9 protein-coding genes are annotated in these 8638 nt (G+C 61.5%); 3 read left to right on the top strand and 6 right to left on the bottom strand.

What is annotated here, in order from left to right:
- Positions 1–180 precede the first annotated feature (180 nt).
- The 3 genes from X741_RS140630 (at position 181) to X741_RS140640 (ending at position 1613) form a co-directional block, all read left to right on the top strand.
- Positions 181–384 (top strand): CsbD family protein, encoded by a 204-nt coding sequence (locus X741_RS140630; RefSeq protein WP_023768098.1) that lies wholly within the window; start codon positions 181–183, stop codon positions 382–384.
- Positions 385–482: 98 nt separating this feature from the next.
- On the top strand, positions 483–725 hold the full coding sequence (locus tag X741_RS140635; RefSeq protein ID WP_023780207.1) for a hypothetical protein: 243 nt from the start codon (positions 483–485) through the stop codon (positions 723–725).
- 582 nt (positions 726–1307) lie between these two features.
- The gene (locus X741_RS140640; RefSeq protein ID WP_031250545.1) at positions 1308–1613 is read left to right on the top strand and encodes a hypothetical protein; all 306 of its coding nucleotides are present in this window, start codon (positions 1308–1310) and stop codon (positions 1611–1613) included.
- Positions 1614–2104: 491 nt separating this feature from the next.
- Here X741_RS140640 and X741_RS140645 read toward each other — a convergent pair whose 3' ends face one another.
- From X741_RS140645 to X741_RS140670, 6 genes are all read right to left on the bottom strand, one after another.
- Entirely contained in the window at positions 2105–3517 is a 1413-nt protein-coding gene (locus X741_RS140645) for a c-type cytochrome (protein WP_051410523.1), read from the bottom strand.
- Between the two features lie 2 nt (positions 3518–3519).
- Positions 3520–3861 carry a hypothetical protein gene (locus X741_RS140650; protein WP_023780204.1) on the bottom strand — a complete coding sequence of 114 codons (342 nt, stop codon included), beginning with the start codon at positions 3859–3861 and terminating at the stop codon, positions 3520–3522.
- 1 nt (position 3862) lies between these two features.
- Positions 3863–4465, bottom strand: a complete 603-nt coding sequence (locus X741_RS140655; RefSeq protein WP_023780203.1) for a cytochrome c oxidase subunit 3 — start codon at positions 4463–4465, stop codon at positions 3863–3865.
- Positions 4462–6399: a cytochrome c oxidase subunit I gene (ctaD, locus tag X741_RS140660; protein WP_023780202.1), complete on the bottom strand. Its 1938-nt coding sequence runs from the start codon at positions 6397–6399 to the stop codon at positions 4462–4464. Before ctaD ends, X741_RS140655 begins: the two co-directional genes overlap by 4 nt.
- Complete coding sequence (coxB, locus tag X741_RS140665) at positions 6396–7367, bottom strand: cytochrome c oxidase subunit II (RefSeq protein WP_346732397.1); 972 nt, start codon at positions 7365–7367, stop codon at positions 6396–6398. The genes ctaD and coxB overlap by 4 nt, the downstream gene beginning before the upstream one ends.
- A 263-nt stretch (positions 7368–7630) precedes the next feature.
- Positions 7631–8581: a cytochrome c oxidase assembly protein gene (locus X741_RS140670; RefSeq protein WP_023780200.1), complete on the bottom strand. Its 951-nt coding sequence runs from the start codon at positions 8579–8581 to the stop codon at positions 7631–7633.
- Between the last annotated feature and the right edge of the window lie 57 nt (positions 8582–8638).

Raw genomic sequence — 8638 nt, 5'->3', positions numbered from 1 at the left:
CACATCCCGACGTCAGATGCGCGCTAATGCCGGGTAGCGCAACGCCCGGAACCGGTGTCGCTGCGGGAACATCGCTCAGCCGAAGAGCTTGGCTCTGACGGACCTCCCTGTTTCCAGGAACATACTTGCCTGGATTGCGTTTCCTATTCCGGACCTTTCGGAAACAGGGAGAACGGTGTCATGGACTGGAACCGCGTGGAAGGAAACTGGAAACAGGTGAAAGGCAAGGTCAAGGAGCAGTGGGGTAAACTCACCGACGATGACCTTGACCGCATCGCCGGCAAGCGCGATCAGCTCGAAGGCAAGATCCAGGAGCGTTACGGCATCGAGAAGGATCGTGTGCGGCGCGATGTCGATGATTGGTACAGCCGGCAAGGTTGGTAGGCGTCAGACCTTGTGCGCCGGCGGTCGCCGCGCCTTTGTAGCGCTCCAGGTGGAACAATATACCGACATCGAAATTCTCCTATCAAAGGAGGCGAGTGATGGAACTCATTGATACTCGGGTGCTCCACCAAGCAGGAGCCGACTGGGTCGAATTCCATGGAGAAGGCGGCGAGTCCGTCAGAGTGACGCTTGCCGCCGGCGACAGGAACCGGACAGACGACGAAATCATAAATGCCGCCAAAGCCGTGCTGGTGCAGGTCGCGACATTCGGCATGGCGGACGAACAAGCGAATGCCCGCGCGCCACAGGCTCCGGCATTCACCCTTGCCAGGCAGAACTGACATGGACCTGTTTAGACGTGTTGTTGAATTCTTCGGAAGGACGCGGTCGCCTCAAGCCTCCGGTGACATGCTCACACAGACGGGAGCTGGCCCAGCTGTTGCGGCCCACTCAAAGGATGCGGCCTCGAACACCCCGACAGGCCACAATCCGCTGGCCACGGCAAAGAAAGCACGGGTCGAAAGACGGCGACACGGGCTGCTGGACGTTGATTGACACCGCGTCGGGCACAAGCCCGAGGCGCATCTTAGGCGGAATTCGTAGCAAGGAATCGTGCAGTGGCAGAAAATCTTTCGCGAGAGAAGGAGCAACAGGGTACCAGGAGGTTAATGATGTGGGCGGTCGCGGCTGTGGCCGTGATCTTTATAGTTCTGCTCGCTCTGTTCGTGTTCGGCCCTTGGGCGTGATTTGGTGACTTGGCTGTCTTCCTGCCGATCCGACAGGATCGTCGCGCTTCGCGACATTAGGAGCGTGGGAAGAGACGCGATCCTTCCGAGAATTTCGCTCAATGCGATTTCAGCCGGAACATATCGGGAGGCGGCCGGTTTGGTGGAGGCAATACGCACCACCCAAGGAGACCCACCATGACCGTCAAACTTCTCTCCGCCACTGCGCTTGCACTCGCACTGGCAACATCTGCAATGGCCCAGTCGAACGCTTCTGGCTCCAACAACGGGTCGGGCTCGACGGCCGGAACCGCGAATGGTGCCACCACCGGCTCTGGTTCTGGCTCCGGGGCATCGACCACGCCCGTTGACCCGAACGCGACGAATTCGACAACCAATTCGAACGGCATGACCGACCGCTGTAAGGATGCCGCGGGCAACGACACCGACAACAACACCGCCTCCGGCACCACGACATCGAACATGCAGAACTGCAACAAATGAGCGGGTGCACCAGAGTGCTGCCGGACGCTGCTCCTCTCCACGCGTCGGCAATGATCCGGCCGCGTTTTTGCGGATGCAATAGCGGCAGACGCAGATGAGCCGAGAGGCCGTCGGGAAAGCGCCACCCCTACTCTTGTGGGTGGCAGGCACATCAGCGGCGGTCGTCATTGCTTTGGCGGTCTGCGCCATCGGATCGGTCCGCGACAACAATTTGCGTGAAACCACCATCGTGCAGGCCATTGGCGGCGACCCTGAACGGGCCGTCCCGGCAATAATCCGCAACGGCTGTGGCGGATGTCACGAAATCCCGGGGGTGCCCGGTGCCCGTGGTACCGTCGGTCCATCCCTGCAAGGCGTCGTCGAAAGAGGATATATCGGGGCGTCGCGAGCCACCCCGGATGCGATGATGCAATGGATCAGCAGGGCGCGGGACGTAGACCCGAAGACGGCCATGCCCAATACAAATCTATCGCCTCAAGAGGCGCGTGACATTACCGCCTATCTCTATGCGCGAACATAAGGCGCGCCGAAGTCATCCCACGGTGCAGGCGTCTTGCCAGCAGAAGCAGCAGCCCAAGCATCAACACGGCGCCGCCCGCCACCAGTGATTGAGCCACCAGGATCATGATTGTCTGGCTTGTTGTCGAGCCTGCCCGCATCTGTCGTACATCGGCCGCGGTGACGCTGAGGTCGGGATTTCCGAACCGAGCGGTGACGTAATTTGCGAGGGCTGCCACTTGGCCATCGTCCAGCCAGCCGCTGAAGGCCGCCATTGATTTGCGCCCCGCGACGTCACCAGCCTTGATGCCTTCAAGGATCGTCATGACGACATTCTCAGGCGTGGCTGCGCCGAGGGCGGTGTTGTGGATCAATGAGGGATAGGATCCGTCAGGTGATCCCCTTCCATTCATCCCATGGCATCCCGAACAGAGCGACCGATAGAGAGTATCGCCATCTGTGCTCCCGCTGCCCTGCGTCTTGGCTCCATCACCGCCGGCGGTCACGGGCGCATCGCCCCACGAGAAACGGGGCTGTCGCTCGTCTCCCGGTTGAGCGGGCACATCCCTGAGGTAGGCGACCATGGCGTGGATGTCTTCATCGGAAAGGTGTTGCAGGCTGTTCATGACTGTCTCCGCCATCGGACCGCCCGCATAGGCCTTCCCAGGCACAGCGCCGGTTTTGAGAAATCGAAACAGCTCCTCATCGCTCCAGCCGCCCACGCCCGCGATCTTGTCACCGGTGATGTTGAAGGCTTGCCAGATGCCGGCGGTGCCGCCGGCAAGCTTGCGATTTTCATCCATGCCGAATGTCGTATTTCGCGGCGTGTGGCAGGCACCGCAGTGGCCGAGCACCTCGACAAGATAGGCGCCTCTGTTCCATCCGGCGGTTCGGCTTGCATCCGGCGTAAAATTGCCGGTGTGCAAGTTCGCGAGCTTCCACAACACAAGGATCCAGCGCTGGTTGAATGGAAAAGGTAGGATGTTTTGTGGCCGCGGCTGCGAGATCGCTGGCTGCGCCAACAGATACGCCCGGACTGCGAGCACGTCTTCGCGGCTCATTGCGGCGAAGCTGTCATAGGGCATGGCGGGATAGAGATCGGCTCCGTCGCGCCTGATACCTTTCTGGACGGCTCGCACGAACTCGTCCGCGGAATAGCGTCCGATGCCTGTGTCCGGATCCGGTGTGATGTTGGTGGAATACACATCGCCAAACGGTGTCGGCACGCGATAGCCACCGGCGAACGGGCGGCTCGGATTCGATGTATGGCAGCCTACGCAATCGGCGGCCCTGGCGAGATATTCGCCTTTCTGGATTTCGTTCGCCGACAATTGCGTGCAAAGCGTCAACGATGCCAGGAAGACCGCGACCGCCTGAGAGGTTACGCCCGGGGTCCCCCTCGGCATCGTCACAGTTCGCACCCGCTGAAGATCAGCCCTGCCACCAATTGCGCCAGCAAGATAAGCGTAAACAGCGCCCCGATACCCACCGAAGCCTTGGCCAGAAACGCGCGCGTCCGCGCCTTCGAGGGTGGGCTTCTACCGTGCCTTCGGTCGTGAACGGCGCGCCACGACAGCAGCGCGCCCGCCATTGCGGCAGCGGCGCCTATCAATGAGAACAAGGCAGTGGGACGAAAGCCGGCGTGGCATTGCCAGAATGCAATCGAATAATCGAGCTGCAGCGTTATTGCCCATGCAACTGGTCCACTGACCAGGCCTGCCCAGGAAACGCCGGTACGGATCGCCTGCATCTCACATCCTTGGAGCCCAATAGATAACAAGATAGAGCACGACCCATGAGACGACCACGAAGTCCCAGTAGAAGGCATTGTCCGAGACGTCGCTGAAGCGGCGGCCCGCCTTGCCTTGTTGCGTGAACATGAGAACCGCTAGGACGATCGTGTCGCCGACATCGGTAAGAAGATGCGTTGTATGCAGGCCGAGCAGGAACCAGACGATCGATCCGTAAGCGTTCTGATCCCATGAGATCCGCAGCGCCGGAAATTCCCAGATGCGAACGATCAGCGGAAGAATTCCGACGATCGACATGACGACCACGCCAAGGCGAACCTTCGCGAGATCCTGACGGCGCGCCCAAAGTTCGACGAGGTGGTTGGGCACGATGCTCGCAACCAGAATGACCAATATCGCCGTACCCGGCAACAGATCTGGCGCCGGCGCTCCGATCGGCCAATGCGGGGCCAGCACGGCCAGATAGAAATAGGTGCCGATCGCCAAGGCAAAACCTGTTGCCTCGAGAGCAATGAAGGCAAGCGTTCCCCACCACATCGGGCTCGCCGCTCCGAAATCATATGTGGGCAGATGGCTGACGTCGGCGACGGGGCGGTGCTTCATTCCTCGTCCTCCGGTTCGCCTTTGGGCCAGAACCAACAGATGAAGCCGATCGAAACCGGTATCGCGCCCCAGACCACCGCCCACGGCGTGTAGATCGATCCGAGAAATGCGCCGCCAACCGCGATGGCTGACAGCAGCGGCCAGATTGAATTGTCAGCCGATGGCACCCTTACTTGCGGCACCGCGTCGGCGACCGTGCCGGCGAGCACCTCTCGTGCATCGACACGCAGACCTTCGACGACGGGGAGTATATCGGGCTCGGCCCAGAGCGGTTCGCGATGATTTACCACCGGCAGTCGCGAAAAATCATAGGAAGGCGGCGGCGAGGCCGTCGCCCATTCGAGCGTGCTCGCCCCCCAGGGATTGTCTCCGGCAATGCGGCCGTTGCGAAGGCTGAGCAGGATGTTGAGGAAGAAAAGCGCAAAGCCAGCGACCACCACCAGCGACGAGAGGCTGATGAAGAGGTTCATCTCGCCCCAGCCGCTCGCCGGCGGGTAGGTATAGACCCGGCGGGGCATGCCTTGCAGGCCTAGGATGTGCATGGGGAAGAAAGTGAGGTTGAACCCGACGAAGAGCAGCCAGAAATTCCAGCGGCCCAGGCCCTCCGACAACATGCGCCCGGTGATCTTGGGAAACCAGTAATAGACTGCGCCGAGCAGGGGAAAGACGGCGCCGCCGACCAGCACATAGTGGAAATGCGCAACCACGAAGTAGGTGTCGTGCACCTGCAGGTCGAGCGGCACCGAGGCGACCATGACCCCGGTCAGCCCGCCGATCACAAAGGTAAATATGAAGCCGAGCACGAAAAGCATGGGCGTGGCCAAGATCGGTCGGCCGCCCCAGATCGTCGCGATCCAGCAGAAGATCTGAATGCCGCTCGGAATGGCGATCATCATCGAGGAGGCGGTGAAGAAGCTCTCGCCGAGTTGCGGCAGGCCGGTGGCGAACATGTGGTGCACCCACAGTCCAAAGGAAAGAAAGCCGATCGCGACCAGCGACAGCACGATCCCAAGATAGCCGAACACCGGGCGGCGGACGAAGGTCGGCAGGATCGCTGAGACGAAGCCGGTCGCCGGGATGAAGATGATGTAGACTTCGGGATGGCCGAAGAACCAGAACAGATGCTGCCACAGCAACGCATCGCCCCCTGCATTGGGGTCGAAGAACTTCGTGCCGACCAGCCGGTCGAGGATCAGCATCGTGCTCGACACCATCACCGCGGGCATGGCGAACAGGATGACGAAAGCCGTGACGAGGACCGACCAGACGTAGAGCGGGATGCGGTCGAGCGACATGCCCGGCGCGCGCTGTTTGAACACCGTCGCGATGATCTCCACCGCGACCGCGAGTGCGGACACTTCGGTATAGGTCACCATCTGTGCCCAGAAGTCGGGGCGCTTGCCGATACCATATTCGGGTCCGGCGAGCGGCACATAGGAAAACCAACCGGCATCCGCGCCCGTTTCGAAGGCGAAGGCGATCCAGATCATCAGCCCGCCGGACAGATAGACCCAGTAGCTGAAGGCATTGAGTCGCGGAAAGGCGACGTTGCGGGTGCCGATCATCAACGGCACCAGGTAAATGGCGAATGCTTCCATAACCGGCACGGCGAACAGAAACATCATCGTCGTGCCATGCATGGTGAACAGCTGATTGTAGAGATCGGGGCCGATGTGGCCGGCCTCGGGCTGGGCAAGCTGGAAGCGCATGGCGAGCGCCGACAGACCCGCAAGGATGAGGAACAGGAAAGCTGTCACGATATAGCGCCGGCCGATCAGCTTGTGATCGACCGTGACCAACCAACCGTAAAAGCCTTTCGGCGTTCGCCAGGCATGCGCCAGAAAGGCCCGCAGCCTTACATCCTCGAGGCCGGTGTCGCGCACACCTTTCAGAACCTGTTCATGCTCGGCTGATTTTCCGGCAGTGCCACTCATTCGAGGCTTCCGAGATAGGTGACGACCGCATTGAGATCGTCGGCGCTAAGCGCAATGCGCGGCATCTTGGCCCCGGGCTTCATCGACTGCGGATCGGCGATCCAGGCGGCAAGTGCCCCAGGGGTCATCGCCAGCGTATCCGCCGCCAGCGCGCGCCGGCTTGCGAGATGGCTAAGATCGGGTCCAACCGTTCCGCTGGCAGGCGTGCCTCTTATCGTGTGGCAGAGCGCACAGCCGGTGGAAAGAAAGGCTTGCTGGCCACGGCGTTCTTCCTCGCCGGCAGGCGCGGATGCGGCGGTGTTTTGCCTGGATTGCCACGCGTCGAACGCTTCGCGGCTTTCCGCGATGACGGTGATGGCCATATGGGCGTGCTGATAGCCGCAGAATTCGGCACACTGGCCACGATAGATGCCAGGCTTGTCGGCAATGAGCGTGAGCTCACTTGGCCGGCCCGGGATGAGATCCCGTTTGCCGGCAAGGCCTGGCACCCAGAAGCTGTGAATGACATCGAGTGAATCGAGTTCGACCTTGACCGGTTCGCCAACCGGGACATGGATTTCATTTGCCGTGACGATCGACTGCGACGGGTCGTCTTTGGGATAGCGTACCTCCCACCACCATTGATGCCCGGTGATCCGCACGACAAGCGTTTCCGTTCCGCTCAGCGAAGCAATGGATTTGCCCGCGAAGAAACTCGCTGTCGTCAAAATGATGAGCACCAGAACGGTCAACGCCGTGGCGCCGCCGACAGCGTGGGTAAACCGGCGTTCCTGGCGGGGATCGATCTCATGAGCTGAGCGCCCCCTGTCCGCCAGGCGGCGCCGCAAAAGCGCTGCTCCCAAGGCGAGCATGACAAGCAACCATGTGCCCGCCGCAACCGCGCTGAAGGACCAGATCAGATCAAATATCTTTCGGGCATTTGCACCATGCGGATGGAGCGCGGATTGCCAGTCGCTGCATCCTGCCAGAACCAGCGTTGGCGCAATGCCGATCCAGCTCGAGACCTGTTTTGGATGGGCGGCCTTTGCTTGAACGCGGCGAGCCGAGCCGTCGCCGGACGGGATTTGCGTTGGGCAGGCGAAGGCAGGCGACAGCAATGGGCGTGTCCGCTTGCGAAAGCGGGCCAACGGACTCATGCACCTTGCCATAAAGGCTCCACCATCGTTGCCAAAGCCATAACGCGACTGATTGCAAAAGGATGCTTGGCAACACCGTCCGCCTGAGCGCGGCTTCAGATGATGCGCATCGACGACGTTTGTCGCCGCCCGCTTGCGCGAATCCAGAAAGCGGCCAAGAAGAGTGCGGCTCCGCCATAGATCAGACCGGCGGGGATCCACATCATCAGGCCCGCAAGTTGCTGATCCTCAAGCGGGCTGAGACCCCACAATTGCGAGCCCACGGCATTTTCCGGGTACCACAGCCTGGGCGACACGACGAGCAACGCCCCGAGCAGGCCGGTGTGAAGCGAGGTGAAGAAAAGATGCGCGACCGCAGCGCCACCGTCTTGCTCGCGGCCAGGGCGAGGCAGCAGCACCCACCAGAACAAGAGCCCAGTGCCAAGGAAACTCGCGTGCTGGGCATAGTGCAGGAAGCCCTGCTGGAGCGCAGCCTCGAACAGTGCCGGGACATGCCAAACCCATATCGCGGCTCCATGCAGGACGGTCGCGACCACAGGGCGGCTGATGAACGCCCAGATTGCCCGAAGCACGTTTGCATGCCCGGCCGCGCAGAACGCCCGGCGCAGTTGCGCCGGCAGTGCCCACATCATCGCCGCCATCGGGCGGGAAGCGACCAGCGGAGGCGCTGCGAGCGCCATCAGCAATTCATGCTCGATCATATGGGCCGCAAACACATGTTCGCCCAACGCATGGATCGGGCTTACAAGTGCCAACGCCAACGCGGCCCAGCCAGCAGAAAACAGCAAGGCCTGCCTCGATCGCAACGGGCGTCCGCGCTTGCTGCTTCGACGCCACAGCNAGCCAGCAGAAAACAGCAAGGCCTGCCTCGATCGCAACGGGCGTCCGCGCTTGCTGCTTCGACGCCACAGCCGGCTGGCACCCGCGATATATAGGAACATGACCGCCAGGAGCGGTAATGTGATGGGGAGCGCCAGTGTCCAGCCAGCCTGGGGCGCGCCGTTGCCATAGCAAATGGAGGTCGAGAAGAGCGCGTCGAAGCTCATGGTCCGCACCCGTCACAAGGCCCGTCACAAGGAAAGGCACCGGAGCTGGACTGCCGG

This window comes from Mesorhizobium sp. LNHC221B00 (assembly GCF_000502935.1).
GTDB lineage: Bacteria > Pseudomonadota > Alphaproteobacteria > Rhizobiales > Rhizobiaceae > Mesorhizobium > Mesorhizobium opportunistum.
This window is presented reverse-complemented; position numbering and strand designations above follow the sequence as displayed.